This is a genomic window from Streptomyces dysideae (assembly GCF_001514305.1).
GTDB classification, from domain to species: Bacteria; Actinomycetota; Actinomycetes; order Streptomycetales; family Streptomycetaceae; genus Streptomyces; species Streptomyces dysideae.
In genome coordinates this window covers 17,082-43,951 of record NZ_KQ949082.1, presented here as the reverse complement: position 1 = coordinate 43,951, position 26,870 = coordinate 17,082, and the positions used below count along the sequence as shown (strand labels likewise).

The 26,870-nt window shown below is 70.3% G+C and carries 26 protein-coding genes and 2 tRNA genes; 11 read left to right on the top strand and 17 right to left on the bottom strand.

Annotation, left to right across the window (positions count from 1 at the left end; translation table 11 throughout):
• Window positions 1-46 precede the first annotated feature (46 nt).
• Window positions 47-120, top strand: a tRNA-Lys gene (locus AQJ91_RS15135).
• On the opposite strand, the gene AQJ91_RS15130 is transcribed toward AQJ91_RS15135, so the two are convergent.
• The 5 genes from AQJ91_RS15130 to AQJ91_RS15110 all read right to left on the bottom strand — a co-directional run bounded on the left by AQJ91_RS15130 (window position 82) and on the right by AQJ91_RS15110 (window position 5,706).
• Window positions 82-1,737: an AMP-binding protein gene (locus tag AQJ91_RS15130; RefSeq protein WP_079084982.1), complete on the bottom strand. Its 1,656-nt coding sequence runs from the start codon at window positions 1,735-1,737 to the stop codon at window positions 82-84. The genes AQJ91_RS15135 and AQJ91_RS15130 overlap by 39 nt on opposite strands.
• Before the next feature lie 49 nt (window positions 1,738-1,786).
• Entirely contained in the window at window positions 1,787-2,302 is a 516-nt protein-coding gene (locus AQJ91_RS15125; RefSeq protein ID WP_067021214.1) for a DUF3592 domain-containing protein, read from the bottom strand.
• Between the two features lie 103 nt (window positions 2,303-2,405).
• Entirely contained in the window at window positions 2,406-3,011 is a 606-nt protein-coding gene (locus tag AQJ91_RS15120; RefSeq protein WP_067021211.1) for a lytic polysaccharide monooxygenase auxiliary activity family 9 protein, read from the bottom strand.
• 101 nt (window positions 3,012-3,112) lie between these two features.
• Window positions 3,113-4,240 carry an SPFH domain-containing protein gene (locus AQJ91_RS15115; RefSeq protein ID WP_067021208.1) on the bottom strand — a complete coding sequence of 376 codons (1,128 nt, stop codon included), beginning with the start codon at window positions 4,238-4,240 and terminating at the stop codon, window positions 3,113-3,115.
• Between the two features lie 80 nt (window positions 4,241-4,320).
• Window positions 4,321-5,706: a peptidoglycan-binding protein gene (locus AQJ91_RS15110; protein ID WP_067021205.1), complete on the bottom strand. Its 1,386-nt coding sequence runs from the start codon at window positions 5,704-5,706 to the stop codon at window positions 4,321-4,323.
• 177 nt (window positions 5,707-5,883) lie between these two features.
• Between AQJ91_RS15110 and AQJ91_RS15105 the strand changes: the two genes are divergently transcribed.
• The 4 genes from AQJ91_RS15105 (at window position 5,884) to glxA (ending at window position 11,010) form a co-directional block, all read left to right on the top strand.
• A tRNA-Lys gene (locus AQJ91_RS15105) sits at window positions 5,884-5,957 on the top strand.
• 68 nt (window positions 5,958-6,025) lie between these two features.
• Window positions 6,026-6,763, top strand: a complete 738-nt coding sequence (locus AQJ91_RS15100; protein WP_067021201.1) for a FadR/GntR family transcriptional regulator — start codon at window positions 6,026-6,028, stop codon at window positions 6,761-6,763.
• 315 nt (window positions 6,764-7,078) lie between these two features.
• A complete protein-coding gene (locus AQJ91_RS15095) occupies window positions 7,079-9,073 on the top strand; it encodes a glycosyltransferase family 2 protein (RefSeq protein ID WP_067021198.1) in 1,995 nt (664 codons plus the stop codon).
• The gene (gene glxA / locus AQJ91_RS15090; protein WP_067021194.1) at window positions 9,070-11,010 is read left to right on the top strand and encodes a radical copper oxidase GlxA; all 1,941 of its coding nucleotides are present in this window, start codon (window positions 9,070-9,072) and stop codon (window positions 11,008-11,010) included. The genes AQJ91_RS15095 and glxA overlap by 4 nt, the downstream gene beginning before the upstream one ends.
• Before the next feature lie 275 nt (window positions 11,011-11,285).
• On the opposite strand, the gene AQJ91_RS15085 is transcribed toward glxA, so the two are convergent.
• Complete coding sequence (locus AQJ91_RS15085) at window positions 11,286-12,308, bottom strand: glycoside hydrolase family 6 protein (protein WP_067021191.1); 1,023 nt, start codon at window positions 12,306-12,308, stop codon at window positions 11,286-11,288.
• Window positions 12,309-12,499: 191 nt separating this feature from the next.
• Between AQJ91_RS15085 and AQJ91_RS49405 the strand changes: the two genes are divergently transcribed.
• Window positions 12,500-12,784, top strand: coding sequence for an ANTAR domain-containing protein (locus AQJ91_RS49405; protein ID WP_079084929.1), 285 nt, complete (start codon window positions 12,500-12,502; stop codon window positions 12,782-12,784).
• 168 nt (window positions 12,785-12,952) lie between these two features.
• Here AQJ91_RS49405 and AQJ91_RS15080 read toward each other — a convergent pair whose 3' ends face one another.
• The 5 genes from AQJ91_RS15080 to AQJ91_RS15060 form a co-directional block, all read right to left on the bottom strand.
• The gene (locus AQJ91_RS15080; protein WP_067021188.1) at window positions 12,953-13,621 is read right to left on the bottom strand and encodes a class F sortase; all 669 of its coding nucleotides are present in this window, start codon (window positions 13,619-13,621) and stop codon (window positions 12,953-12,955) included.
• A 4-nt stretch (window positions 13,622-13,625) separates the two neighbouring features.
• Entirely contained in the window at window positions 13,626-14,192 is a 567-nt protein-coding gene (locus tag AQJ91_RS15075; RefSeq protein ID WP_067021185.1) for a hypothetical protein, read from the bottom strand.
• A gap of 104 nt (window positions 14,193-14,296) precedes the next feature.
• Window positions 14,297-15,076, bottom strand: a complete 780-nt coding sequence (locus tag AQJ91_RS15070) for an HAD-IIA family hydrolase (RefSeq protein WP_067021182.1) — start codon at window positions 15,074-15,076, stop codon at window positions 14,297-14,299.
• Between the two features lie 110 nt (window positions 15,077-15,186).
• A complete protein-coding gene (locus tag AQJ91_RS15065; RefSeq protein ID WP_067021179.1) occupies window positions 15,187-15,903 on the bottom strand; it encodes a hypothetical protein in 717 nt (238 codons plus the stop codon).
• A gap of 137 nt (window positions 15,904-16,040) precedes the next feature.
• Window positions 16,041-17,456 (bottom strand): ROK family transcriptional regulator, encoded by a 1,416-nt coding sequence (locus AQJ91_RS15060; protein ID WP_067021176.1) that lies wholly within the window; start codon window positions 17,454-17,456, stop codon window positions 16,041-16,043.
• A gap of 48 nt (window positions 17,457-17,504) precedes the next feature.
• Between AQJ91_RS15060 and AQJ91_RS15055 the strand changes: the two genes are divergently transcribed.
• Complete coding sequence (locus AQJ91_RS15055) at window positions 17,505-18,590, top strand: Gfo/Idh/MocA family protein (RefSeq protein ID WP_067021173.1); 1,086 nt, start codon at window positions 17,505-17,507, stop codon at window positions 18,588-18,590.
• Window positions 18,587-19,093, top strand: coding sequence for a heme-degrading domain-containing protein (locus AQJ91_RS15050; RefSeq protein ID WP_067021171.1), 507 nt, complete (start codon window positions 18,587-18,589; stop codon window positions 19,091-19,093). The genes AQJ91_RS15055 and AQJ91_RS15050 overlap by 4 nt, the downstream gene beginning before the upstream one ends.
• Before the next feature lie 83 nt (window positions 19,094-19,176).
• Here the strand turns inward: AQJ91_RS15050 and AQJ91_RS15045 are convergent, their stop codons facing one another.
• From AQJ91_RS15045 to AQJ91_RS15030, 4 genes are all read right to left on the bottom strand, one after another.
• Complete coding sequence (locus AQJ91_RS15045) at window positions 19,177-20,034, bottom strand: fumarylacetoacetate hydrolase family protein (protein ID WP_067021624.1); 858 nt, start codon at window positions 20,032-20,034, stop codon at window positions 19,177-19,179.
• Between the two features lie 144 nt (window positions 20,035-20,178).
• On the bottom strand, window positions 20,179-20,877 hold the full coding sequence (locus AQJ91_RS15040) for a YidC/Oxa1 family membrane protein insertase (RefSeq protein WP_067021168.1): 699 nt from the start codon (window positions 20,875-20,877) through the stop codon (window positions 20,179-20,181).
• Between the two features lie 100 nt (window positions 20,878-20,977).
• On the bottom strand, window positions 20,978-21,304 hold the full coding sequence (locus AQJ91_RS15035; protein WP_067021165.1) for a DUF6412 domain-containing protein: 327 nt from the start codon (window positions 21,302-21,304) through the stop codon (window positions 20,978-20,980).
• 108 nt (window positions 21,305-21,412) lie between these two features.
• Complete coding sequence (locus AQJ91_RS15030) at window positions 21,413-22,180, bottom strand: class E sortase (RefSeq protein WP_067021163.1); 768 nt, start codon at window positions 22,178-22,180, stop codon at window positions 21,413-21,415.
• 221 nt (window positions 22,181-22,401) lie between these two features.
• Here AQJ91_RS15030 and AQJ91_RS15025 point away from each other — a divergent pair, with 221 nt between their 5' ends.
• Entirely contained in the window at window positions 22,402-23,874 is a 1,473-nt protein-coding gene (locus AQJ91_RS15025) for a glycoside hydrolase (RefSeq protein WP_067021159.1), read from the top strand.
• A gap of 54 nt (window positions 23,875-23,928) precedes the next feature.
• On the opposite strand, the gene AQJ91_RS54435 is transcribed toward AQJ91_RS15025, so the two are convergent.
• Window positions 23,929-24,684, bottom strand: a complete 756-nt coding sequence (locus AQJ91_RS54435) for a hypothetical protein (RefSeq protein ID WP_234382280.1) — start codon at window positions 24,682-24,684, stop codon at window positions 23,929-23,931.
• Between the two features lie 277 nt (window positions 24,685-24,961).
• On the opposite strand from AQJ91_RS54435, the gene AQJ91_RS15015 reads away from it, so the two are divergent.
• On the top strand, window positions 24,962-25,978 hold the full coding sequence (locus tag AQJ91_RS15015) for an SEC-C domain-containing protein (RefSeq protein WP_067021156.1): 1,017 nt from the start codon (window positions 24,962-24,964) through the stop codon (window positions 25,976-25,978).
• 32 nt (window positions 25,979-26,010) lie between these two features.
• Here the strand turns inward: AQJ91_RS15015 and AQJ91_RS54430 are convergent, their stop codons facing one another.
• On the bottom strand, window positions 26,011-26,295 hold the full coding sequence (locus AQJ91_RS54430; RefSeq protein ID WP_067021154.1) for a helix-turn-helix domain-containing protein: 285 nt from the start codon (window positions 26,293-26,295) through the stop codon (window positions 26,011-26,013).
• 162 nt (window positions 26,296-26,457) lie between these two features.
• Between AQJ91_RS54430 and AQJ91_RS55585 the strand changes: the two genes are divergently transcribed.
• Window positions 26,458-26,751, top strand: a complete 294-nt coding sequence (locus tag AQJ91_RS55585; RefSeq protein WP_234382277.1) for a hypothetical protein — start codon at window positions 26,458-26,460, stop codon at window positions 26,749-26,751.
• The last annotated feature ends 119 nt before the right edge of the window (window positions 26,752-26,870 follow it).

The following is a 26,870-nucleotide window of genomic DNA, read 5'->3' as shown; positions in this document are numbered from 1 at the left end:
GTATTTTCTCCGTCGCCGACCGTCAAAAGCGGACGGCGGGAGTCATGCGCCGCTAGCTCAGTTGGTTAGAGCAGCTGACTCTTAATCAGCGGGTCCGGGGTTCGAGTCCCTGGCGGCGCACCTCTGAAGGGTCTCTCGTGGGAGCGAGAGGCCCTTCGACTCTTTCCCGGTCAGCCTCCGGTACGCCTGCTCGCCGGGCGGCCGCCACCACACCGGATCGGCGCACCGCACCCCTTCCTTCCTGAGCCGCGCCCGGTGGATCTTGTTCGTGGCCGTGACCGGCATCCGCTCCACGACGCGCACGAACCGGGGCGCCATCTTCGTCCCCAGATCGGGCTGGGCGGCCAGGAACTCCGCGAAGGCCGCCGGCTCGAAGGACCCGGCGATCGCCGCCATCACCTGATCGCCGGTGACCGGGTCCGGCACCGCGTAGACGGCGACGGCGCCGGCCCCCTCGTACCGGGCGAGGATGTTCTCGATCATCGCGGCGGCCAGGTTCTCGCTGTCGACGCGGAGGCGGTCGTCGGTGCGGCCCGCGAAGTAGAGGTAGCCGTCGGCGTCCCGGTAGAAGAGGTCGCCGGTCCAGTAGCCGCCGTCGCGGCGCCGCTCGGCCTCGGCCTCCGGGTTGCGCCAGTAGCCCTCGAAGGGGTTCGGCCCGCGGTTGACCAGCTCCCCTATGGCCTCGTCGCCGTTCAGCAGCCGCCCGCCCGTATCGAACTCGGCCGGCGGGCACTCCGCACGCGTCTCCGGATCGAGGACGACGAGCCCGGGCGCGGCCCGTCCCACCGCCCCCGCGGGCGTCCCCGGCGACCACTGCACGGCCGCCCCGCCCTCCGACGACCCGTACCCCTCGACCAGCGGCACCCCGAACCGCCGTTCGAAGGCGGCGGCGTCCACGGCCCCCGCCTCCGTGCCGAAGCCGAGCCGCAGTGCGTGGTCCCGGTCGTCGGGCCGGGCCTCGGTGGCGAGGATGTACTGCACGGCCCGCCCGACATACGTGAAGTACGTCGCCCCGTACTCCCGTACGTCCGTCAGGAAGCCGGACGCCGAGAACCGCCGCCGCAGCGCCACCCCCGCCCCGGCGGCCAGCGCGGGCGCCCAGTCGGCGATCACCGCGTTGCCGTGGAACATCGGCATGCAGATGTAGTGCACGTCGTCGGCCCGGACACCGAACTGGTCGACCAGTGAGCGCCCGGCCGCCGCCAGCCTCCCCTGCGAGCAGATGGCGGCCTTGGGGGCGCCGGTCGAGCCGGAGGTGAAGTAGAGGAGGAGACGGTCGCCGGGAGTGGCCGCGGAGGCGTCCGGGCGGGCGTCGGCGTAGGGCACGAGGAGGTCGGCGTACTCCGGCGTGCCGGTCACCAGCATCCGTACGCCGGGCAGTTCGAGGCCGGTGAGGAGCGGGAGGTGGGTGCGCTCGGTGACCAGGATCCGGCACTCGGTGTGCAGGATGTCGCGGGCGAGTTCGGGACCCCGGCGGGTGGGGTTGATGCCGGCCACGGCGGTGCGGGCGAGGGCCGCCGCCGCCAACCACAGCGGGTACTCGGGGGTGTTGTCGAGCAGGACCCCGATGTGCGCGCCGGGCGGCAGCAGGTCGGCCAGCAGCGCGGCCCGGGTGGCGGCGCCCGCCGCGACCTCGTGCTGGGAGAGCGCCCGCCCCTCGAACCACAGCCCCGGGCGGTGGTCGCCCCACCGCGCCGCCACGAGTTCCGCGACCGTGCGCCGCCTGCTGGACTCCATGGGCGCGCACGTTAGTTGACGTACCGTCAGATGTGGAGGGGCGGGGCGGTCAGGGTTCGATCGGGAAGCCGTCGTCGTCGACGACCACGGAGGTGTCGCCACCGTCGACGACCTCGTCGAAGATGCCGCTCATCTGGCTGTACGTCACCATGAAGCCGATGCAGAACACCACCATCACCCCGAGGAACGCCAGGATGCCGAAGGTGGCCGCCGCCTGCTTGCCGTGGCTCGGCCGGTGCGCCGTGGCCACGACCTCCTGGCCCTCCCTGTAGTACACGGTGACGAAGTCGCCCTCGACGACCGTGCCCGGGCCGTCCTCGTCCTCGAAGCGGACGACACGGCCGTCGCGGGCCGTGAACTCGTAGACGTGGTGCAGCGTGGTGTGCACCCGGGTGTCGTTGCTGCCGCCGCTCGTCGTCGTGTACGTCCGCAGACAGCGTCCCTCCGCCGTCAGCCCGCTGTTCCAGGCGGACCGCAGCCGGAGCCAGCGGTGCACCACGCGGTAGGCCATGTAGAGAACCCCGGCCATCATCAGGGTGGGTACGGCGTAGAACATCAGGTCCATGGTGCTTCCCCCGAGGTCAGGTACTGCTCCTCTACGCCGTCATGGTCATGACGGCGTAGAGGGAACGTACCCGCGACGGAGGCCGAACTGTCTCAAGCAATGCTCAGAACGTGACGTCCGAGCAGGCGTAGAACGCGTTGCCCGTGTCGGCGATCGCCCACACCGCGAGGATGACGTGCCGGCCGCTCAGCCCGGACGGGAGTGTGCCACTGTGGGAGAGCGTGGACGGGGGCCGCTGACCGTTGTACGGGACGGTCAGGAACGGGGTGAGGTTGAGGTCGGAGCGGGCCAGGCTGTGGTTCTGGTTCCAGCCCGGCCTGGTGACGTAGTACTTGAAGTCGGTCGTGGCGTGCAGGGCCGTGAACTGCCAGCGGAACGTGTAGCCCTGACCGCCCGACACCCGGGTGGCCGGCCAGGCGCCGCCCGACGGTGTCTTCGGGCTGTCGAGCTGGGCGAACCGCGTGTTGTTGCCGGAGCAGAGCCGGCCGTCGGCCGGTCCTGAGCCCGGGAAGCCCTTGGGGCCCTCGACGCTCTGCGGCTCCCACTGGATGTCGCCGCAGTTGGTCACGGAGCCGTTCTGGCAGAGCTTCTGCCGGCTGACGGGGAGATCGGTGTAGCCGTGGCTGCCGGCACCGCCGGAGGAGAGCACTACGGCTCCGGCGGTGACGAGGCCCACCACGGCGGCGTACGACTTGGTCCTTCTGCGCATGCTGCCGCTCCTGGAGAACGTGGGGGAAGTTCAGTGAGCTGTGCAGGTAGGTCTAGACCAAGTCTCAGATTATTGCGGCCAGTTGAGCATGTCCAGACCAATCACGCGCCCGCTTCTCCACGCGCCGAGCAGAAGGCCACCGTCAGGTCCTTCACCAGTACCTTCCGCTCGTAGTCGTCCAGTTCGACCAGCCCCCGCATCGTCAGCCGCGTCACCGTGTCCTCCACCGAGTCCACCACCGACGTCAGCACGCTCGCCCGGTGCTGCGCGTCCAGCGCGGCGATCCGGCGCCGGTGCATCGCGGCGGCGACCTCGGGGGCGTACTCCACCCGGACCGGCCGCACGGAGAACACCTCGAGCCCGACCGGCGCCGCGTCCGCCGCCACCAGCCAGGTCAGCGCATCGGCGGCGGCGTCCACGGACGCCTTCGGGGAACCCGGCGTCTCCACCGGCACCCGGACCAGCGCCGCCTCCACACATTCGCGCAGATACGTCTCGTGGTCCTCGACCCCGAGCGTGGCCCGCGCGGTGTCCCGCACCCGCCACACCACCAGCACCACCACCCGCAGTGCGACCCCGCTCACGTCGGCCGCCGGCATCGGCTCGCTCCGCCAGTGCCGCAGCCGAACGTCGACCCGGCGGCGCAGCAGCATCGGGTTGACCCACATCAGGCCGGTGCGCCGGACCGTGCCCCGGTAGCGGCCGAAGAGCCCCAGCACCCAGGCCCGCCCGGTCCGCCCCCGCGCCAGCCCGCCGAAGCCGAACAGCCCGAGCGCCCCGGCACCGGCATACGCCGCCCACTGCGCCGGCCCCAGCCCGGCACCGGCGTACGACGGCAGCCGCAGCGCCTCCACCGCGAGCGGCGGCAGCGCGCCCGCCCACCAGGAGGTGGCCAGGCCCCCGGCCATCCCGCACGCCCCGGCGGCCACCCCCACCACCCCGGGCAGCACCCGCGCGGGCCGCTCCACCAGCTCGGGGTCGACCTCCGTCGCGGGGCGCGGCTTCGCGGGTGCCGGGCGGCGGAAGCGGGGCTGTTCGCCGGTGCCCTGCCGGCGTGCGACGGCCGCCGACCCGAGCGGGACCGACACCGGGTCGGGGTCGTCGCGGAACAGGAGGTGGACCGGGATCTCGGTGGTCGCCTCGTTCTGGATGAGCCGGGCGGGACGGGACGGCCCCTCGAGCGGTCCGTCGGGCTCCGGGGTGTGTGAAGTGGTCGTGGTCGTACTCATGCGTGCCTCCAGCCTCCGCGCCAGATGCGTCACAACAGGTGGTTTACGACAGGAACCGCTGCCTACGAGATCAGCGAGGTCTACGAGAAGAGCCGCCGCCAGGTCTCCGGCCCCGGATAGCCGTCCGCCGCGCCGCCCCGCCAGCCCTGGGCGCGCTGGAAGGCCTCGACGTTGCGCCGGTCCGCCTCGCCCCAGCGCGGTCCAGGACCGGTCGTGTAGTGCTTGCCGAACCCCTTCTTCACCAGCTGCTGTCCGAGCTGGGTGACGTACTTGTTGGTGACACCGGGCCGGAACATCGCCCGCCCCGGATAGCCGGCCACCCCGTGCGACGCGGGCGGCGCTGGCGGACCCGCCGTCCCCGACCTGATGTCCCGGCCCTCGCCCGTGACCAGCAGCGCCCAGGTCTGCGGCCCGGGCAGCCCGCCCGCGTCCCGGCCCCGCCAGCCCTGCGCCTGCTGGAAGGCCTGCGTGGCCCGGCGGTCCGCGTCCGACCAGCGCGGCCCTGGACCGGAGGTGTAGTAGCGGGCGGCACCGCGCTCGACGAGCATGCGGCCCAGCTGGGTGACGTGCTTGTTGTGGGCGCCCGGTCCGAAATACGCCCGTCCCGGATACGGCGTCCGGGTCGACGCCTTCGGTTTGGCGGTGTCCCGTTTGGCGGTGTCCGGTTTGATGGTGTCCGGTTTGATGGTGCCCGGTTTGATGGTGTCCCGTTTGGTGGTGTCCGGCACCGAGCCCGCCGTACCGCCCGCGAGGCCCTTGTAGCGGTAGGCGAGGTACCGGCCCGAATGGCTCCAGTAGGCGTACGGGGTGGCCTGCCGGCGGGCGTACGGGCGGGTCTCCTCGTAGGCGATGTAGTAGGTGTGCGTGTAGTCCGTCCAGCCGCCGAAAATGACGACGTGCGACCCTTTCTCGGGGTCCGACGGATTGTGGAACAGCAGAATGTCGCCGGGCTGCAGATCCTCCTTCGCGATCCTTACGCCGTACTGGTCGAGGCTGCCCGTCCATTCGTTCCCGGGGAGGTTCCAGGCCATCGAGACGAAGCCCGAGCAGTCCTGCCGGTATCCGTCTCCCCAGTACTTGACCATGCTGTAAGGCACCTTCGCGGCGACCCAGTTCTTGGCCCGTTTGATGATCTCCGCGCGCGTGGTCGCGGGTGTCTTCACAGGGGCCGGGGGCCCCGCCGGTCTACCGGCCGGGCCATGCAGCGGGGCCTTGTCGCCCTGGGGGGTCTCGGGCTCGTCACCTGCGGGAACACTCGGACGAGCGGGCGCGTGCGGGGCGGCGGGGGCGGGGGTCGTGTGACCGACGCCGAGGGCGGTCGAGGCTGCGGCGGCGAGGATCACGGCCCGGCGGGCGGCGGGGTGACGGCCCGCCGCGGAATGCGGCAGTACGCGCCGCCAGTGAACGCATCCGGGGCAGTCGCAGTCACTCGCGGGATCGAATTCCTCGAATACCGGAGTCGCCATGCGATTCCCCTCACACTCCAGATGGAAATGTCCGCGGCTGTGCACGTCCGCCAGTTTCTCAACTGTCTTCCCGACCCGCATGTTGACGGTCCGAACGATGTACGAGGTCCCTCCGGGGGGCGGGCGGGGCGGGCCCGAGCACACCGGGGCGTCCTGTAGAGTCGTGCAGGTCAGCAGGCGCCGCTAGCTCAGTTGGTTAGAGCAGCTGACTCTTAATCAGCGGGTCCGGGGTTCGAGTCCCTGGCGGCGCACATACCACCTGACAGCCCCTCGTGCGAACGAGGGGCTGTCGGCGCGTTTGTCCCTATACCCTCTCGCCATGGCAGCGCGCGACCTCCAGCAGCGGATCAAGCAGCTCATCATCGACCGCCGGCTGGCCTCCGGGGCCCCGCTGCCGACAGAACCCGAACTGATGTCGTACCTCGGCGCGAGCCGGAACTCCGTGCGCGAGGCGCTCAAGGCCCTCCAGGCGATGGGCATCGTCGAGATCCGGCACGGCTTCGGCACCTACGTAGGCCCGATGTCGCTGGCCCCGATGATCGAGGGCCTCGCCTTCCGCACCGTGGCCGGGCACTACCGCGGCGAGGACTCCCTGCTCCAGCTCCTCCAGCTGCGCGAGGCCGTGGAGACCGGGCTCATCTCCCGGCTCGCGGGGCGTATCCCGCCGGCGGACCTCATTGAACTGGACGCGCTCGTCGACCGTATGGAACGGGAGGCCGCCGCAGGAACCGGCCTCGCCGAGACCGACCGGGCCTTTCACGCCGAGACCGACCGGGCCTTTCACGCCGCCCTCTACCGGGGACTGGACAACGTGCTCCTCAGCGAGGTGCTGGAGGCGTTCTGGGACGCCTTCCACCAGGTGCGCACGGACCTCGGAGGCGAGCCGCAGGACCCCCGGGTCACCTGCCGGCAGCACCGGGAGATCGTGCACGCGGTCCGGTCCGGCGACGCGATAGGCGCGGAGGAGGCGATAAGAAAGCACTTCGGCAACATCCGCGCACGTGTGTCCACAACCGGTACACAGGACCCCCACACGCGCCACAATGAACGCGTATGACCGGTAAACACCGCGTTTCGCATCTTGCGATCATGCTGAACACCGTAGAACCCTGGTTCTTCAAGATGCTGCGTATACGCGGCAGTTGGGGGGCAAGGAGCCGGTTGCCGTGATTTGCGGGGTGAGGGGCCCCGCTCATGAGGCGATGCCGAGGGGGGCATCATGCAACCGGAAGGTCGCGGATCCATGTCTATGGTGTGGAAGATGTGGTGACTGCGGCCCACCACTGATACGTCTGTGAAGGTCGAGGGGGACTGGAGCGGACGTAAGGAACCGACAGACACGCGGTTGACCTGCGTGTGGGGGGAATGACTCATGACGTCGACGCCGACGGGCGCCCGGCAGAACTTCGACCCGTCCCAGACCACCCAGCTCAGGGTGCCTTCGCATCGCACCGGCGCGTTCCGCCGGATCAAGAAGACGCTGCCGAAGTACGACTACGAGCACTACAGCCGGCTGGCCGGCCCCCTCACCCAGCCCGATCCGAACAAGCCGTACAAGGTGCAGTACCGGTCGCTGATCTCACAGGAACCGCACCGCATAAGGGTCGCGCTGATGCTGGCGGCCGCGCCGCTGCTCTCGCTGGTCCTGCTGGGCTGGCTGCTCCAGCCCGAGCACTGGACCGAACGCGACTATCCCGCCTACTACTTCCTGCCCGCGCTCGACATGGTGATGCTGGTCTCGATCGGCCTCATCGAGTTCTTCCGCTGCATGAACGTGCTGTCGAACGCGCACGCCACGCTGGTCGCCCGCGACCCGATCCCGGTGGTGCCCGAGACCGGCACCAGAGTCGCGTTCCTCACCTCCTTCGTGCCCGGCAAGGAGCCGCTCGAGATGGTGACGAAGACCCTGGAAGCCGCGGTGAAGATCCGCCACCGCGGCCTCATGCATGTCTGGCTCCTCGACGAGGGCGACGACCCCGCGGTCAAGGAGGTGTGCGCGCGGCTCGGTGTGCACCACTTCTCCCGCAAGGGCGTCGCGAAGTGGAACCAGGCCAAGGGCCCGCACCGCGCCAAGACCAAGCACGGCAACTACAACGCCTGGCTCGACGCCCACGGCGGCGACTACGACTTCTTCGCCTCGGTCGACACCGACCACGTGCCGCTGCCCAACTACCTGGAGCGGATGCTCGGCTTCTTCCGCGACCCGAACATCGGCTTCGTCATCGGCCCGCAGGTCTACGGCAACTACGACAACTTCGTCACCAAGGCCGCCGAGTCCCAGCAGTTCCTCTTCCACGCGCTGATCCAGCGCGCGGGCAACAAGTACGGCTCCCCGATGTTCGTGGGTACGTCAAATGCCGTACGGATCAAGGCACTCAAGCAGATCGGCGGGCTGTACGACTCGATCACCGAGGACATGGCGACCGGGTTCGAGATCCACCGCCACAAGAACCCGGCGACGGGGAAGAAGTGGCGTTCGGTCTACACGCCGGACGTGCTCGCGGTGGGCGAGGGTCCCAGCGCCTGGACCGACTTCTTCACCCAGCAGATGCGCTGGTCGCGCGGTACGTACGAGACGATCCTCAAGCAGTACTGGAAGGGCTGGTACTCGCTGCCGCCCAGCAAGCTCTTCAACTACACGATGATGATCATCTTCTACCCGATGTCCGCCCTCAACTGGATCCTCGCGGCGCTGAGTTGTGCGCTGTTCCTGGGTCTGGGCGCCTCGGGTGTGAACATCGACCCGACCGTGTGGCTGATGCTCTACGGCAACGCCTCCGCGCTGCAGATCGGCCTGTACATCTGGAACCGGCGGCACAACGTCTCCCCGCACGAGCCCGAGGGGTCCGGCGGTGTGGCCGGCATGGTGATGTCCGCGCTGTCCGCGCCGCTCTACGCGAAGGCGCTGACCGACTCCGTGCTGCGCCGCAAGAGCAAGTTCGTGGTCACCCCCAAGGGCGACTCGGCCAGCCCCGACCGGTGGTTCGGGACCTTCCGGTACCACTGGTACTTCATCGCGATCTTCGCCGCCTCGATCACCGCCGGCTTCGTGTACGGCCACTCGCACCCCGCGATGATCATCTGGGCGACGTTCGCCATGCTGATCACCGCGACGCCGATCTTCGTGTGGCGTCACATGCTGCGGCAGGAGAAGAAGAAGCCCGCCGCGACCGTGCCCGCTCAGCCCGAGCCGCAGGACGCCGTGGGCACCGCGGGCGTGCCGTACCAGCCGCAGCCGCAGCAGCTGCCGGTCCAGGCTCCGGCGCCGCACGCCCCGCAGCACAAGCCGAGTTGGGCCGCCTCCGGCGGCGGCACCGACCAGACCATGCAGATTGCCCTTGGTGGACTTGGGGGACGTAAGGAATGAACGACCGTGCAGGCCGCCGTCGAGCCCGTCGTCTCGCGATAGGCACGGCGGTGGTACTCGCGCTGGCCGGGATGAACGGGCCTTGGCTGTACCGCTTCGGGACCGAGAAATACCACCAGTACCAGATCAACAGACCCGAGTACAAAGCGGAGAACGGCCACTGGGAGATCGTCGAGTTCCCCGAGCAGTACCGGCAGAACACCATTCACGCGGCGCTGCTGCGCACCGGCAAGGTGCTGCTCGTCGCGGGCTCGGGAAACAACCAGGACAACTTCGACGCGAAGAAGTTCGACACCCGGATCTGGGACCCGGTCAAGAACACCATCAAGAAGGTCCCGACCCCCAGCGACCTGTTCTGCACGGGCCACACCCAGCTCGCCAACGGCAATCTGCTGATCGCGGGCGGCACCAAGCGGTACGAGAAGCTGAAGGGTGACGTCACCAAGGCCGGCGGCCTGATGATCGTGCACAACGAGAACCCGGACAAGCCGATCACGCTGCCCGCGGGCACCAAGTTCACCGGCAAGGAGAACGGCCAGACGTTCGTCTCCAAGGACCCGGTGCTGGTGCAGCGCGCGAAGAAGAAGTTCGACCCGAAGACGGGCAGGTTCCTGGGCAACCAACCGGGTCTGGGCCGTATTTACGTCGAGGCGCAGAAGAAGGGCGCCAAGTACCAGACCGGCACCCAGGACAACTACCGCGTCCAGGGCCTGACCGGGACCGACGCGCGCAACACGTACGGCATCGCGCAGAAGCTCGCCCTCGACAAGAAGGACTTCCAGGGGATCCGGGACACCTACGAGTTCGACCCGGTCGCCGAGAAGTACATCAAGGTCGACCCGATGAACGAGGCCCGCTGGTACCCGACGCTCACCACCCTGAGCGACGGCAGGATCCTCAGCGTCTCCGGCCTCGACGACATCGGGCAGCTGGTGCCGGGCAAGAACGAGATCTACGACCCGAAGACCAAGCAGTGGACGTACACGCCGAAGGAGCGGCAGTTCCCGACATATCCGGCGCTGTTCCTGATGCAGAACGGCAAGCTGTTCTACTCGGGTGCGAACGCCGGGTACGGGCCCGACGACGTCGGCCGCGATCCCGGTGTCTGGGACGTGGACACCAACACGTTCACCAAGCTGCCGGGGCTCAGTGATCCCAAGCTGATGGAGACGGCCGGCACGGTGCTGCTGGCGCCGGCGCAGGACGAGAAGTACATGGTGATCGGTGGCGGCGGGGTCGGCGAGTCCAAGGTGTCCAGCAAGAGGACACGGATCGTCGATCTCAAGGCGGACGAGCCCGAGTTCGTGGACGGGCCGTCACTGGAGAAGGGGACGCGGTATCCGCAGGCCTCTGTGCTGCCGGACGACTCCGTGCTGGTGTCCGGCGGGTCCGAGGACTATCGCGGGCGCGGCGACTCCAACATCCTGCAGGCGCGGATCTATCAGCCGGACACCAACGCGTTCGACGAGGTCGCCGATCCGCTGGTGGGGCGTAACTACCACTCCGGGTCGATTCTGTTGCCCGACGGGCGGGTGATGTTCTTCGGGTCGGACTCGTTGTTCGCGGACAAGGCCAACACGAAGCCGGGGAAGTTCGAGCAGCGTGTTGAGATCTATACGCCGCCTTATCTGTACCGGGATGCGCAGCCGTCGTTGTCCGGGGGGCCGCAGACGATCGAGCGGGGGGAGTCGGGGACGTTCACCTCGCAGCACGCGTCGTCCATCAAGAAGGTGCGGTTGATTCGGCCCAGTGCGTCTACGCATGTGACTGACGTCGATCAGCGGTCTATTGCGTTGGACTTCAAGGTGGCTGAAGACGACAAGATCACTGTGACTGTGCCGGAGAACAAGAATCTGGTGCAGGCCGGGTGGTACATGCTGTTTGTGGATGACGATCAGGGGACGCCGAGTAAGGCTCAGTGGGTTCGGGTTCCGTAGGGTTGTTCTTTGGCTGCGGCTGCGGCTGCGTCGTGGCTTGTCGGGTCTTCGAAGTTGAGCGGTGCGCGGACGCCGGGCGCCGACTGGTAAGCCGCGGGGATGTGACAGTTTCCGCGAGAGTGTCACATCCCCGGCTTACGAGGGCCCTGGGGGCGGACGCCGACCAACAGGGGCGCACCGCTCAAGTTCGAAGACCCGGCTTGTCGCGCCCACGCGGCGGAGCCGCAAATTGACAGAGCCCCGCGCCCCTGAGGACAAGGGCGCGGGGATTGCCGTCAGTTGGAAGCTTCAGCCAGCTTCAGTGCGTATTCCGCCCACCACTCGCCCGCCTTGGGGCCGCCCTTGCATTCGCCGTCCGACTCTCCCGGGCGTTTGACCCAGACGTACGCGTCCACCAGCGGGTCGCCCGTTTCCGTTGTCGGGGTTTCTCCCAGGGCTCGGCCCGGGGGGTTGCACCAGCGTTCGTCGGGGGCGCCCTCCTCGTAGGGGCCGTTGCCGTTGCGGCTGGTGTCGATGATGAAGGGCTTGTTGCCCACCTTGGCGGAGAGGTCCTTGCCGTAGGCGATCGAGTCCTGGGTCGTGTAAAAGTTGGAGACGTTCACCGAGAAGCCGTCGGCCTGGTCGATGCCCGCCCGCTGGAGGGGGTCGAAGATCTGGTCGGGGTTGCCCCAGCCGGCGTTGCCCGCGTCCAGGTAGACCTTGGTGTTCTTCAGGGACTTGAGCGTGGAGATGGCGCCCTTGAGGAGGTCGTATCGCTCCTCGTGATACTCCTCGGGCGTGCACTGGTCGACCATGTGGAGGACCGCGTCCGGTTCCAGGATCACCGTGGCGGGGCGGTCGCCGATGCCCTTGGCGACGCTGTCGATGAACGTGCGGTAGGCGTTGCCGTCGGCGGCGCCGCCGCCGGAGAACTGGCCGCAGTCGCGGTGCGGGACGTTGTAGACGACGAGCAGCGCGTCCCGGTCCGCCTTCTCGGCGGCCTCGGTGAAGCCCCGGGCCTGGTCCTCGGCGCTGTCCGGGTTGATCCACTCGGCGGTCGGCTGTTCCGCTATCTTCCGGATCTGCTCGGCGTCCTCCTTCTGGCCGGCCCTCTCGTAGGCCGCCACCTGCTGCGCCGCGTTCCCGTCCGAATTCACCCAGAACGGGTCGGTCTCCTTGGGCTGTTGAGTGATCCCGGCGCCGTCGTCCCCTTTGTCGCCGCCGTCGCCGTCCTTGGAGGAGGAACACCCCGCGATCAGCAGTGCCGCCCCCAGCACCATCGCGTAGGCCCTCGCCCCGACCCCCCTCGTGCCGTACATCCAACTCCCCCTCGGGTGTAACGGTCCAAGTACCAATCCTGACATAGGTGTCGAGGGGCACACGAGATCGTCCGAGGCTTGTCCGCGAGCTGTTACAGCCGCGATGGTCGGGCACTGGCCGAAGCGGCTGACACCCTCTCCGACGGGTTCGAGACGGCGCCCTGCCTACGTCGGGTGGCCGGCCAAAGGGCATGCTCGCCGAGCGCTGGAACACCGTCGCGGACCACGCCTTCCTCGCGCTGCGAAAGTACGCGCGGCGGCATCGGCTGCCCTTGGACCAGGTCGCGCGGGCGGTCGTCGAACGCGTCGAAGACGACGCGGCACTGCGACGGGAAGTCGAACGGGCGAACGGGGGACGGCCTCAGGGCCTGCCGTTCATCTTCCCGAAGCCCACGCCACCTGGGCATATGACAGAGCGAAACCAGTTGGGACTTGGCGTCAGACGACCTCTAGGCCCCGGCCGACATCCGTTCTAGAGTCTTCATCGGGCGACCCCAGCCCCTGGTCGGCAATCCCTCACTCAGCTTCCGAAGCCTCCCGCGCCAGCCGCCGGGTTACTCCCGCAGCCCGAGCGCGCGCGGTTGAGGACCAGCCCGGTCGGCGGCTTCAGCGGGAGCGGGTCGTCGACCGGGCCAGGTGCGGTGTCACAGACCGGTTCCGGTGAGGTACGCCGACACGATCACGTTGGCCTGGTAGCTGCGGCTCGCCCGGTCGAAGGTGCCGCCGCAGGTGATCAGCCGGAGCTCGGCGCGGCCCGGCTCGCGCGGCCCGTAGGCCTGCCGGGCGTCGAAGCGGTCGCGGTTGACGACCTGGACGTCGTCCACGGTGAACTCGGCGACCCGGCCGTCGTCCCGGATGACCCGGACCGTCTCGCCCGGCTTCATCGTGCTGATCCGGTAGAAGACGGCGGGCCGGGTCTCGGTGTCGACGTGCCCGACCATCAGCGCGGCCCCGGCGGCCCCCGGCCGCACCCCCGCCGCGTACCAGCCCACCACGCCGGCCTGGCCGAGGGGCGGCGCATCGACCGCGCCCTGCCGGTCCAGACCGCGGGCGACGACGCGTGCCTGGACGCCGAGCCCCGGGATGTCGAGGCGCTGCGGCAGGGCGTTCCCCAACGGCCGGACGGGAGACGGGAGTTCGACGTCGTCCGCCGGGCGTCCGACGGCCGCCATGTCGCCGGTCGTCGGCGCGGACATCCCGGGCCGTACGTCCGTCACCTCCCGCCCCCACAGCCACAGCCCGAGCAGCAGCAGCGCCCAGGCCACGCCCATGAGGAGGCGGCCGGTGCCGGTGGTGCGTTCGTGATCGGACATGGCGTCAGTCCGTCCCGCGGCTCCGGTGGGCGCTCCGCAAGGCCACGGCGACGGCGGCGACCCCGGCGAGCACCAGCCCGGTGACCGTGTGCGCCGTACCGGGCCCGGCCTCGCGGGCGTCGACGGCGGCGAGGTGGGCGGTACCTCCGCCGCCTGCCAGGACGGGGGCGGTGGGCGAGGCGGGGGGTGCGGGGGCGGCGGGCTCGGCCTCCTTCTCCGTGGCCTTCTCCATGTCCTTCTCCGCGACCGTGACGGTCTCCGTGCGGTGGGAGTCCCCGCAGGTGACCCGGACGTCGTAGCTGCCCGCCGTGAGCGTGGAGCGGACGCGGCTCTCGCCGACGAGGCCGCCGTCGGCGGCGGTGAGCCGTACGTCGGCGACGAAGGCCGCGGAGACCGCCGTACCCGTCCTGCCCGGGCAGCCGCCGACCCGCAGGGCGACGTCGGTGCCGGGGGCGGGGGCGGGGGACGAGGGGGTCACCGAGAAGCCGGCGCCGTCCGCCGCGTGGGCCGCCGGGGTGAGGGCGGTGAGGGCCAGGACGGCCGTGCAGAAAGTGATGCGCAGTGAACCCATCGTGAACCTCCAGATACCTGGAGACTCCTCCTGGGAACGGGCCCCCGCATCCTCAGCGGGGGCCATGCTGCTCCGTACGGGTCGCATTTGGCTCGTCCGGGGTTTCAGACCCGGTCGACGAGGTCCGCGATCGACTCGACGATCTTGGACGGGCGGTACGGGAAGTTCTCCACCTGCTCGGGCCGGGTCAGCCCGGTGAGCACCAGGAAGGTCTGCATCCCCGCCTCCATGCCGGCCAGCACGTCGGTGTCCATGCGGTCGCCGATCATCGCGCTGGTCTCGGAGTGGGCGCCGATGGCGTTGAGGCCGGTCCGCATCATGAGGGGGTTGGGCTTGCCCGCGAAGTAGGGGCTCTTGCCGGTCGCCTTGGTGATCAGCGCGGCGACGGCGCCGGTGGCCGGGAGCGGGCCCTCGGTGGACGGGCCGGTCTCGTCCGGGTTGGTGCAGATGAAACGGGCGCCGTCGTTGATGAGCCGGACGGCCTTGGTCATGGCCTCGAAGGAGTAGGTGCGGGTCTCGCCAAGCACCACGTAGTCGGGCTCGTGGTCGGTGAGGACGTACCCGATGTCGTGCAGCGCGGTCGTCAGGCCGGCCTCGCCGATGACGTACGCCGTGCCGCCCGGCCGCTGGTCGTCCAGGAACTGGGCGGTGGCCAGCGCGGAGGTCCAGATGGACTCGACGGGTACGTCCAGGCCCATGCGGCGCAGGCGGGCGTGCAGGTCACGCGGGGTGTAGATCGAGTTGTTGGTGAGAACGAGGAAGGGCTTGCCGGACTCGCGGAGCTTCTTGAGGAAGGCGTCGGCGCCGGGGATCGGTACGCCCTCGTGGATGAGCACACCGTCCATGTCGGTGAGCCACGACTCGATGGGCCTGCGTTCTGCCATGTGCGGGATCTCCTGCCGTACGCATGTTCGCGATGCTGCGTGGGCCCCAGACTAGACACAGGCCGGATCTTGAGGGAATGGCCAGTTTTCAACGGCGTATCAGCGGCGTGTCAGCGGCGCTTGCGGAGCACCAGGAGAGTGGCGCCGGTGAGGAGGAGGGCGAAGGTGGCGAAGGTGGCGGGGCGTGCGGCGAGGCCGGTGCGGGCGAGCTCGTCGGCGAAGGTGAGGCGGCCGTCGGACGTCCCGGGGCTGGTCGTGGGCGTGGGGCCGGCGGCGATGGCGAACCGGTAGTCGTTGGACTGCCCGACCCAGTCGCCGTCGCCGTCGTGGCGCTGTACGACGGCCGCGTTGGCGGTGACGTCGTTCGGTACGGCGTCGGAGCCGATCGCGAGCCTGACCTTCACGGTGAGGGTCTTGCCGGGCCTGACGGTGAACCCGGGGAAGCCGTCGTCGAAGGCACCGACCAGCTCGTCCGCGTCGGTGGTCTCGAACCGGACGGGGTGCAGGCGGTCGTCGGCGTAGAAGTCGAGCCGCGGCTGGGAGGGCCCGAGGGCCCGTTCCTCGTCGACGAGGACGACGACCGGGTGGATGCCGGTGCAGGTGCGGTCGGTGGTGTTGGTGAGGTCCAGATACCAGATGCCGTATCCGCCCCCGGCTTCGTAGGCGTCGGGGCCGCCGTGGATGCGGGAGGTGAGGGGGAAGGCGCGGTCGGCGGGGGTGGCGCAGGAGGGGAGGGGGGCCGCCGCCGCGTGCGCCGGGGGCGCTGCGGGGAAGAGGGCGGCTGCTGCGAGGCAGAGGGAAGCGGGCGTGTGCAGTCGCATGAACACATGACTATGGCGGGTGGGGGTGGGTGGCGCGGGGTGCCATCCCGTACGAGGCCCGAACGGGCGCGTAAATGCCCCCGATCGGGGGGTTGTTCCCCCAGGCGCGGATCCTGGGGTTCCGTCACTGCTTCACCCCCGGTTCACCCACCGGCCCGCCCGAACAAAGGCGCCAGCAACAACTGGGCCGCCCCCTCGGCGACCCCCCGCGCCCCGCCGGAGGCGATCCGCACGGGCACCGCCCCCTCTCCCCCGCCCTCACGCCGGGCGCGTTCTTCGAGAACGGCGCCCACCCCCCGTACGAACACCTCCGGCGCCGCGGCCACCGTCCGCCCGCCCAGCAGTACCAGGTCGATGTCGAGCAGCCCCACGAGATTCCCGGCCCCCACCCCCAGCACCCGGGCCGCCTCCTCCATGTCCCCCCGCCGCACGGCCGCGAGGCACAGCGCCTCGACGCACCCCCGGTTCCCGCATCCGCACACGGGCCCGTCCAGCTGGATCACCTGATGCCCGAACTCCCCCGCCCCGGTCCGCGCCCCCCGATGCACGACCCCGCCGATCACCAGCCCGGCGCCCAGTCCCGTACCGAGGTGCAGATACGCGAACGATCCGCCCACGCCCCCGACGGCCAGCCCCAGCGCGGCCGCGTTGGTGTCCTTGTCGACGACGACCGGCACGCCCAGCCGCGCAGCGAGCGCGTCCCGCAGCGGGAACCCGTCCCACTCGGGGAAGCCGGTTACCCGGTGGAGCACTCCACGCGCGTGATCGAGCGGGCCGGGCAGGGCGATCCCCACGCCGAGCACAGCTCCGGCTCCGGGGCCCGCTCCGGCTCCGGGTCCGGGCCCGGGTCCGGCTCCGGCTCCAGGTCCGGCCCCAGGTCCCACTCCGGCTCCAGCTCCGGGCCCGAGTCCGGCTCCAGCTCCGGGCCCGAGTCCGGCTCCAGCTCCGGGCCCGGCCCCAGGTCCCACTCCGGCTCCAGCTCCGGGCCCGAGTCCGGCTCCAGCTCCGGGTCCGGCCCCAGGTCCCACTCCGGCTCCAGCTCCGGGCCCGAGTCCGGCTCCAGCTCCGGGTCCGGCTCCGGCTCCGGACGTAGCCCCAGACCCAGACTCCGGCCGCCACCCCTCCCCCAGCAGCGCCTCCGTCTCCCTGGCCACCCGTTCGACCACGGCGTGCGCGCCCGCCCCCAGGTCCACCGGCACCCGCCGCTCCCCCACCACGGTTCCGTCGAGATCGACCAGTACGGCCCGCAGCTCGTCCCGGTCGAGATGTACCCCCACCGCATGCCCGGCCTCCGGCACCAGCCGCAGCACCGTCCGCGGCTTGCCCCCCGTCGACGCCCGCCGCCCGGCGTCCGCCGCGAGCCCGTCCTCCCGCAGCCGGCCGGTGATCTTGCTGACCGCCTGCGGGGTGAGGCCGGTGCGCTCGGCGAGTTCGAGGCGGCTGATCCCCTCGGTGCCGGCCGTGCGCAGCAGGTCGAGCACCAGTGCCGCGTTGTGGCTGCGCAGGCCGGTGAGATTGACGCCGCCGGTTCCGCCCTTCGTCCTGTTCACGCCACCCATTGTCTCCGGCGCTTGCACTTTGGCAACAGCGTTGTGAAAGTGGACGGCATGACTGGTACCTCCCTCGGCACGCCCCTCCGTGTGGGCCTCGTCGGCTACGGCCTCGCCGGCTCGGTCTTCCACGCCCCCCTGATCGCCGCCACGGAGGGTCTCGCCCTCGACACGGTGGTCACCGCCAACCCGGAGCGGCAGGAGCAGGCGCGCGCGGAATTCCCGGACGTCCGCGTCGAGGCCACGCCCGACGGCCTGCTCGACCGCGCGGCCGATCTCGACCTCGTCGTCATCGCGTCCCCGAACAAGACGCACGTCCCGCTCGCGACGGCCGCCCTCAAGGCGGGCCTCCCGGTGGTCGTCGACAAGCCGGTCGCGGGCACAGCGGCCGAGGCACGTGAACTGGCCGCTCTCGCCGAGGAGCGCGGCCTGCTCCTCTCCGTCTTCCAGAACCGCCGCTGGGACAACGACTTCCTGACCCTGCGCAAGCTGCTCGCCGAGGGCGAACTGGGCGACGTATGGCGGTTCGAGTCCCGTTTCGAGCGGTGGCGGCCGGAGCTGAAGGGCGGCTGGCGGGAGTCCGGCGACCCGGCAGAGATCGGAGGTCTCCTCTACGACCTCGGCAGCCATGTCGTCGACCAGGCGCTGGTCCTCTTCGGCCCGGTGACGACCGTCTACGCCGAGTCGGACATCCGCCGCCCCGGCGCCGAGACGGACGACGACACATTCCTCGCGCTCACGCACGCGAACGGGGTGCGGTCGCATCTGTACGTGTCGGCGACCACGGCCCAACTCGGCCCGCGTTTCCGGGTGCTGGGCTCGCGGGCGGGCTACGTCAAGTGCGGCCTCGACCCCCAGGAGGCCGCCCTGCGCGAGGGCAGGCGTCCCGGCGCGCCGGCCGACTGGGGCACGGAACCCGAGTCGGCGTGGGGCCGGGTCGGTTCCGGCGAGTCCCCGCTGACCGGCGGCGGCCGCGCCGAACCGACCCTCCCGGGCGCCTACCCCGCTTACTATGCGGCCGTGGCAAAGGCCCTGCTGGACGGCGGTCCCAACCCGGTGACCGCCCTGGAGGCGGCCGCCGCCCTCGACGTACTGGAGGCGGCCCGCCGTTCGGCCCACGACGGAGTGACGGTGACCCTGTGACGCACAGCAACGAGATCACACCGAAGTTCCACCCGGAGCTGACCCCGCCCCTGGAGGAACTGGAGGCGCAGGAACGGCACCTGGTCTTCCGCCAGTTCACGTACGACGACGCGTGGGCCCTCGGTTCGCTCCTCGTGGAGATGGCCCGCGACCGCCAGGCTCCGGTCGCCATCGACATCCACCGCGCCGGCCAGCAGCTCTTCCACGCGGCCCTGCCCGGCTCGACCCCCGACAACGACGCCTGGATCGCCCGCAAGCGCCGGGTGGTGGAACGCTACGGCGCGTCGTCGTACGTGGTCGGTACCCGCTTCCGCGCCAAGGGCACGACATTCGAGGAGTCCTCCCGCCTGGACCCCGACGTGTACGCCGCACACGGCGGCTCCTTCCCGATCCAAGTGGAAGGCGTGGGGGTGATCGGAGCGGTGACGGTGAGCGGGCTGCCGCAGCTGGAGGACCACAGGTTCGTAGTGGAGGCGCTGGAGCAGTATCTGGGGGAGCGGTAACGCCCTGCTTTTAGGGGCGCGGGGAACTGCGCGAGCAACCACCAACAACCCGCAGCCGCCGTACAACCGCAGTTCCCCACCCCTCAGGCGTCCTTGAACTCCTGCCGCTGCCGCCCAAGCCCATCAATCTCCAGCTCAACCACATCCCCGGCCCGCAGATACGGCTTCGGCTCGGGCTTCCCGAAGGCCACCCCGGCGGGCGTACCGGTGTTGATCACGTCACCCGGGTACAGGGTCATGAACTGGCTGACGTACCGCACCACTTCACCCACCGGGAAGATCTGCTCGGCCGTCGTCCCGTCCTGCTTCAGGTCGCCGTTCACCCAGAGTCTGAGGCCGAGCTTCTGCGGGTCCGGTACCTCGTCGGCGGTCACCAGCCAGGGGCCCAGCGGGTTGAACGTCTCGCAGTTCTTGCCCTTGTCCCAGGTGCCGCCACGGTCCATCTGGAACTCCCGCTCGGACACGTCGTGCGACACCGCGTACCCGGCGACATGCGCGAGCGCCTCGCCGGCCGACTCCAGATAGCGGGACGTACGCCCGATGACGATCGCCAGCTCGACCTCCCAGTCGGTCTTCACCGACCCACGGGGAACCAGCACCGTGTCATGAGGTCCGACGACCGTGTCCGCGGCCTTGAAGAAGATGACCGGCTCGGCGGGCGGCTCGGCCCCGGTCTCGCGGGCGTGGTCGTGGTAGTTCAGGCCGATGCACACGATCTTGCCGATCCGTGCGAGCGGCGGCCCGACGCGCAACCCGGCCGCGTCCAGCACGGGCAGCTCACCGGCCGCCGCGGCCGCACGGACCCGGCCCAGCGACGCGTCGTCGGCGAGCAGCGCTCCGTCGATGTCCGGTACGACACCGGAAAGGTCCCGCAGAACCCCGTCGGCGTCGAGCAGCGCGGGCGTCTCCGCTCCCGCCGTACCGACTCGCAGCAGCTTCATGATCACAATCTCCCTCGATCGCGGGCGTCCGCCGATGTGTACAGCCATCGGATGACTGGTCGATCCTCCAAGGTCGGCATCCAGTCCGCAATACCCCGTTCACGGACTGGACCGGGCCCCGACAGGCCCCGAGGATCCAACGACCTAGCGGTACAGCACCGCCCGCTCCACCGCACTCCACGTCGTACTGGTCACCACGTACAGCGCGGCGGCCAGCGGCACCACCGCCACGGTGAAGAGCGTGAAGAAGGACATGAACGGCATGACCCTGTTCATGGCCGCCATCCCGGGCACCGACTCCCCGTCGGCCACCGGCACCGCCGGATTCGCGGCCATCATCCGCTTCGTACGGCCGTAGCTGAAGGCAGCGACGCAGGCGACGACCGCGAACAGCCCGACGTACACGAGCCCCGCTCCCCCGAACACCCCACCGTCGCCGAGCGCGTCCGCCCAGCGGCCGCCGAGGGGCGCGGCGAACAGCTGGTGGGTGAGCAGTTCGTTCTCCGTGTTGGAGAACAGGTGGTAGAGCAGGAAGAACGCGGGCAGCTGGCACAGGCTCGGCAAGCAGCCGGACAGCGGCGACACCTTTTCCTCGGCGTGCAGTTCCAGCACGGCCTGCTGCAGCTTCTCGGGATTCCTGGCGTGCTTCTTCCGCAACTCGGCGATCTTCGGCTGCAGTTCGGTACGGGCCTTCTGCCCGCGCGCCGCCGCACGGGACAACGGGTGGACGAGGAGTCGTACGAGCGCGGTGAACAGGACGATCGCGCCGGCCACGGCGGACGCGCCGAGCAACGGCTGGAGGAGGTCGGCGAGTTGCTCGACCAGGTTGGCGAAGACGGACATGGGTGAGCCCTCCGGGGGTCTCGTCAGTGCCGGGAATCCGGAAATCCGGAAGAGGGGACGGCGGCATGACGACCCGCGCGGGCCAGGTGGATGTGTGTGCCTACGCGGCGGTCGCCAGGAGGGCGTGTCCGGGTGCTCGGGGCCGTGGCCGGCCGGAGGCGTCGGGATCGCGTTGTGGCAGGAAGGCCGTACGGCGGGCCCGGTCGCGGATGGCCGTACGCACCCGCGTGGGAGCGACAGCGGGCGCGCAGCGCGCGGCGAGCAGGGAACAGACGGAGAGCGCGGAACCGGCCGCCGCGGTCGCGGCGAGCGCGACGGTCGCGGAGAGGCTGCCGGTGTCGAGCAGCGCGAGCTGGAGGAACTGCAGAAACAGGGGGAGCAGCGTGGCGGCAGGGCGCAGGTTGAACCGGCCGTGGGCCCGGGTCATCGGCTGCGCCTCCTCTCGTACGTCTCGTACGTCTCGTACGTCTCGTGTCTCGTACGTCTGCTCGTCGTACTTGTACTTGGTACTTGTCGGTTATACAGGATCGGCCGTTCAGCGTGGCCGGGCGGCGACCAGCCTGGCCCACACCACCAGGCGGTACTTGGAGGTGTACTCCGGGGTGCAGGTCGTGAGGGTGAGGTAGTAGCCGGGCTCGGTGTAGCCGTACGCGGGCTTGGCGGTGGAGCGCGGGATCCTGTGGATCACGGTGGCGTCGCGGGCCGAGGTCTGCGGCAGCGTCCTGTCCACGGCGTACGTGTAGACCGCGCCCCTGGTCTCGACCGCGACGGTGTCCCCGCGCTCCAGCCGGTCGATGTACCGGAAGGGCTCGCCGTGGGTGTTGCGGTGCCCGGCGAGGGCGAAGTTGCCTGCCTGGCCCGGCTGTTGGGTGCCGGGGTAGTGGCCGACGTAGCCCTTGTCGAGGACGCCGCCCTTGCTGACGCCCTCGGCGACGGGGACGCGGAGGTGGAGGCGGGGGATGGTGAGGATGGCGTAGGCGTGGGACCAGTGGGGGGTCGTCGGGGTGGGGGTGGGGTCGGGTTCGCGTCGGGGGGTGTCTTCGGGTGGTCGTCGCTCGGGAGTGGCGGAGGGTGTCGGGGCGGCCGTACGGACATCACCGCCGTCGTCCCATTCCCGTTCCAGCGCCCGCACCTGCCGTTCGGCGCCCGCCCTGGCCTCGTGGTTGGTCCACCACAGCTGATGGACGACGAGGAGCAGGAGCACGACCCCGACGGTGACGAGAGCCTCCCCGCCCGCCCACAGCACCCGCCACCGCCGGGCACGCCGACGCCGGCCGCTGTGCTGTACGACGGGCACCCGCATCCGTACACCTCCTTCGCCGGGCCCGCACGATAGGGGGCGGAGCGCGAGGTCTCCAGACCCGTACGCGTCCGTACCTCCGAACACTTCCTCCACAGGTTTGAGAAAGGGCTGTCGGAACCCTCGACAACCTCATGCGCCACACCCGATGCTTCCTGTCGGCATGAACGGGACAGGCCACGACGCCGGTTCGACGACCGGCAGTTGATCGAAGCGGAGAAGTCATGATCCGACGCAGAACACTGCTGGCGGCCGCGGGCGGGACCTTCCTCGGCAGCGCCCTCGCGACCGGCACCGCGCACGCGGACGCCACGATCGCCGTCAACCCCGGTACCTCGTACGGTACTTGGGAGGGCTGGGGCACCTCCCTCGCCTGGTGGGCCAACGTCTTCGGTGCGCGGAACGACTTCGCCGACCTCTTCTTCACCACCAACAACGTGACGTACAACGGCACGAGCCTGCCCGGCCTCGGCCTCAACATCGCCCGGTACAACCTCGGCGCGTGCAGCTGGAACTCCGTGAACGGCGAGACGATGGTGGAGTCGCCGAACATCCCCGGTTTCAAGCAGATCGAGGGCTTCTGGCAGAACTGGAACAACGAGGACCCCACCTCCTCCGCCTGGGACTGGACCGCGGACGCCAACCAGCGCACGATGCTGCAGAAGGCGACCCAGCGCGGCGCGACGACCGAGCTGTTCGCCAACTCCCCCATGTGGTGGATGTGCAACAACCACAACCCGTCCGGCGCTGCGGGCGGCGGCAACAACCTCCAGACCTGGAACTACCGCCAGCACGCCTCCCACCTGGCGGCGACGGCCCTGTACGCCAGGAACAACTGGGGCGTGAACTTCGCGACGGTCGACCCCTTCAACGAGCCGGCCTCCTCCTGGTGGACCGCCACCGGCACCCAGGAGGGCTGCCACATGGACCCGGCGGTCCAGGCGGCCGTACTCCCGCACATGCGCAGCGAGTTGGACAAGCGTGGCCTGACGGGCATCCGTATCACCGCCTCCGACGAGACGAACTACGACACGGCCCGCTCGACGTGGGCGTCGTTCGGTTCCTCGACGAAAGCCCTGGTCAGCCAGGTGAACGTGCACGGCTACCAGGGCTCGGGCGGCCGCCGCGACCTGCTGTACACGGACGTGGTGACGAACTCCGGCAAGAAGCTGTGGAACTCCGAGACGGGCGACAGCGACGGCACCGGCCTGACCATGGCGTCGAACCTCTGCTACGACTTCCGCTGGCTGCACCCGACGGCCTGGTGCTACTGGCAGGTCATGGACCCGACGACGGGCTGGGCGATGATCGCCTACGACCAGAACACGCTGCAGCCGACCACCGTCCAGACCAAGTACTACGTGATGGCCCAGTTCAGCCGCCACATCCGCCCCGGCATGCGGATCCTCGACACGGGCGTGAGCTACGCGGCGGCCGCGTACGACGCGTCGGCCCGCCGTCTGGTGATCGTCGCGGTGAACACGTCGACGTCGGCCCAGACCCTGACCTTCGACCTCTCCCGCTTCACGACCGTCTCCGGCGGCTCGGGCGGCGTGGTCCCGCGCTGGAACACGGTCACGACGGGCGGGGACCGGTACCGCGCGTACACGAACACCACCCTGAGCGGGAAGTCGGTGGCGGTGCCGTTCGCGGCGAAGGCGGTGCAGACGCTGCAGATCGACGGGGTCGTGATCTAACGTCCGGCCACTGGGTCCGTCCGGCCACTGGATCAGGCGGGAGGGGACCGGCGGTCACGCGCCACGGCCACGGGCGTTGATCGGCCGCCGGTACCGGTACAGCAGCCCGGCCGTGCACGCCACGACCGGCAGTGCGACGGCGGGCACCACCCACGTCGGGCCACCGAGCCACACGGCCGGCAGCCCCACGCCGGCGCAGACGACCGCCATGGTGATGAGCAGCGGCTTGCCGTACCCGCGCCAGGTGACGCGCTCGTGGCCGTGGGAGCCGAGAGCGCCGAGGGACCTGGCGGCCGCCAGCCGCATCGCTCCGAACTGAAGCCCCAGGAGCGTGAGGAGACCCAGGAACGTGCCGATCGCGACCGTCATCTGGGGCTCGTCGCGCGGCTCTTCGGAGGTGCTCTGTCGGACGCCTCCCTCGCCGATGCCGACCGTCATGACGTCGCCGCGCCAGACGGTGCCGATGACCTGGTCTCCCGGCACCAGCCGCGCCAGCACCGGCCCCCAGTCACCGAACGCCACGGTCCCGTTCCAGAAGGGCGCGCCGCTCAAGGTCGCCTTGTAGCTGCCGCCGTTCGAGCCCGACTTGATCTTCGTGCTCTCGACGGTGAAGGGAACCGTGCGCAGACAGTCCTCCCACGCCTGCGCCGTCGCGCGGGCGGGGCACGGCTCGGCCGCCAGGTAGTCCCGGTACCGCTCGCTGTCGGAGGGCAACCACACGGCCAGCACCAGAGCGCAGCCCACGGCCGGGATCAGGGACAGCACGATGAGCAGCACGCCCACGAACCGCGACCGCCCCGTGGTTGTCATCACTCGTCTCCCTCTCCCCTTGCCGGTTGCCGGCCCGAAACAGCTCCCCCGAGCCGTCGCAGAAGCTTCCACCAGCCGGACACAGGCATACAACGGGGACGACGGGCAACCCCGGTTGGCTTGTCCCTTCCGCACTCCGGCAATCATCATCGCCCCGGGCTCCCGGCCGGCTGATCCTCCCGTGGCAGCGCCACCGAGGGCGGGCCCCGGCTGCCGCCGGCCGCCCTGGCCTGCGTATCTCTCTCCTCTGTCGGTCATCGGCAGTACGGTGTCCCCCATGCGCCCCGACACGCCTGCCGAGAACGTCGACCACCACGCCGAAGCGGCGCGCCTGGAGCGGACCGCCGGCCTGTATCCCGAGGACGCCGAGGCCCTGCTCCTGCAGGCCGCGGCCCATCTGGAACTCTCCGGCGACCGCCCCGCCGCGACCGCCCTCTACGACCGTCTGCTGACTTCCTCGGACACCCTCGAGGAGCCGTATCTGGTACGGGCCCTCAAGGCGTCCAACCTCTGGGAGTACGGCCACGAGGCCGAGGCCCGCGCGATCATCGACGGCGTGCGGGCGGCGTCCCCGCGCGATCCGGCGCCGTGGGTGATCGTGGCGGAGGCCCTGGAGTCGCACGACGAGCTGGAGGCGGCGCAGGAGACGTTCACGGAGGGCGCGCGGCTGCTGCTGACGGAGGGCACGGAAGCCCCGTACTCCACGCACCCGCTGCTCTTCGGCCGCCACCGCGTCCGGCGGATGCTGGGCGTCGGCCACGACGAGTGGGACATGCTGGCGGACACCCTGCACTCGTCGTCCTCGGTGTCCCTCGACGAGCTCCACGACCCGAAGCGGATCTGGTCCCTCGGCTCGAACAACCCCGCCGAGCTGGAGGCGGAGATCTCACGGCTCCAGGCGGAGCTGGGGGCGTACCGGGAGGCGTTGTCCCGGCCGTTCCCGGTGGCGGTACTGCACTGGCCGGCGGCGGAGCTCGCGGAGCTGGTCGCCGCGTATCCGTCCCTGTCCGCCGAGTACCCCTCGCACGAGGAGCACCTGGCGACGATAGAGGCGTCACTGCGGGAACTGGCGGCTTCCGGCACGCCGAACCTGGGGATCGTGACGGGGACCGTCCCGTCGTACGAGGCCTTCGCGGCGTCGGAGGGGGCGTCGCCGGAGGATGCGGCGTTGCTGCCGCAGTATGCGACGACGTTGGCGGCGAGGGGGCGGGCGGTGGCGTGGCCGCCGCAGCGGGGGGTTGCTTGCTGGTGCGGGTCGGGGCGGGTTTACGGGGAGTGCCACGGGGTCGGGTAAGGGGAGCGGACAGGGCGCCGCTAATTGGTCGGTCATTCGTCGAGCAGCCGCCATGCGGTGAGGGCGAGTCTGGCGCGTAGCAGTCCGGTGGGTTCGGTGAGGTCGATGCCCAGGGTCTTCCCGGTCTGTTCGAGGTGGCGGGCGACGCTGCTGTGGTGCAGGTGGAGCAGGTCGGCGGCGCGGCGCAGGGAGCCGGTGGCGCAGTAGGTGCCAAGCGTCTCCAGATCCTCCGGGCTGTCGTCGGCGATACGGGCGATCGCGGCCACGTCGGCGTTGCCCCGCACGGTGTCCTGGGGCACCTCGGCGAGCAGCGCCAACGCCCCGAGGCCGGCGTAGTGGACGACCGGTCGGCGTGGGCCGGTGAAGCGGAGGGCGGTGCGGGCTTCCCGCCAGGACCGGTCGGGGCTGTCGGCGGCGCCGATGCCCGCGCGTGCACCCGCCGGAAACAGGGCCGGGTCGCCGCCGTGAGGATGGCCGACATGGATCCCGAACTCGAAGCATTCATCCCCCTGTTCCCCCGGGCCGACCTGACCGACCCGGTCGCCGAGCGCAAGAACTTCGCCGAACTGGCCGCCGCGGTCCCGGCACCCGACACCTCGGGCATGGAGGTGGAGGACCGCATGATGCCCGCCGATCCGGACGTGCTCGCGCAGTCGCAGCAGGAAGACGACGGGTCCAGGAGGACGACGGCGACTCGGACCGATGCCCCGGATGAGGCTTGCGAAATTCTCGGCACACCACGGCCGGCAGGCGGATCCCCGGTGGCGTCATAGGGCTTCGGTCCGTACCCACGATGAGAGTCCACGAACGAGAGGAACCCCAGCCGACGCGCGGCTGGGGTTCCTCAAGGCGGTGAGTATCGGTCAGCAGGTGGAGTTGCCCACGCCGTGGA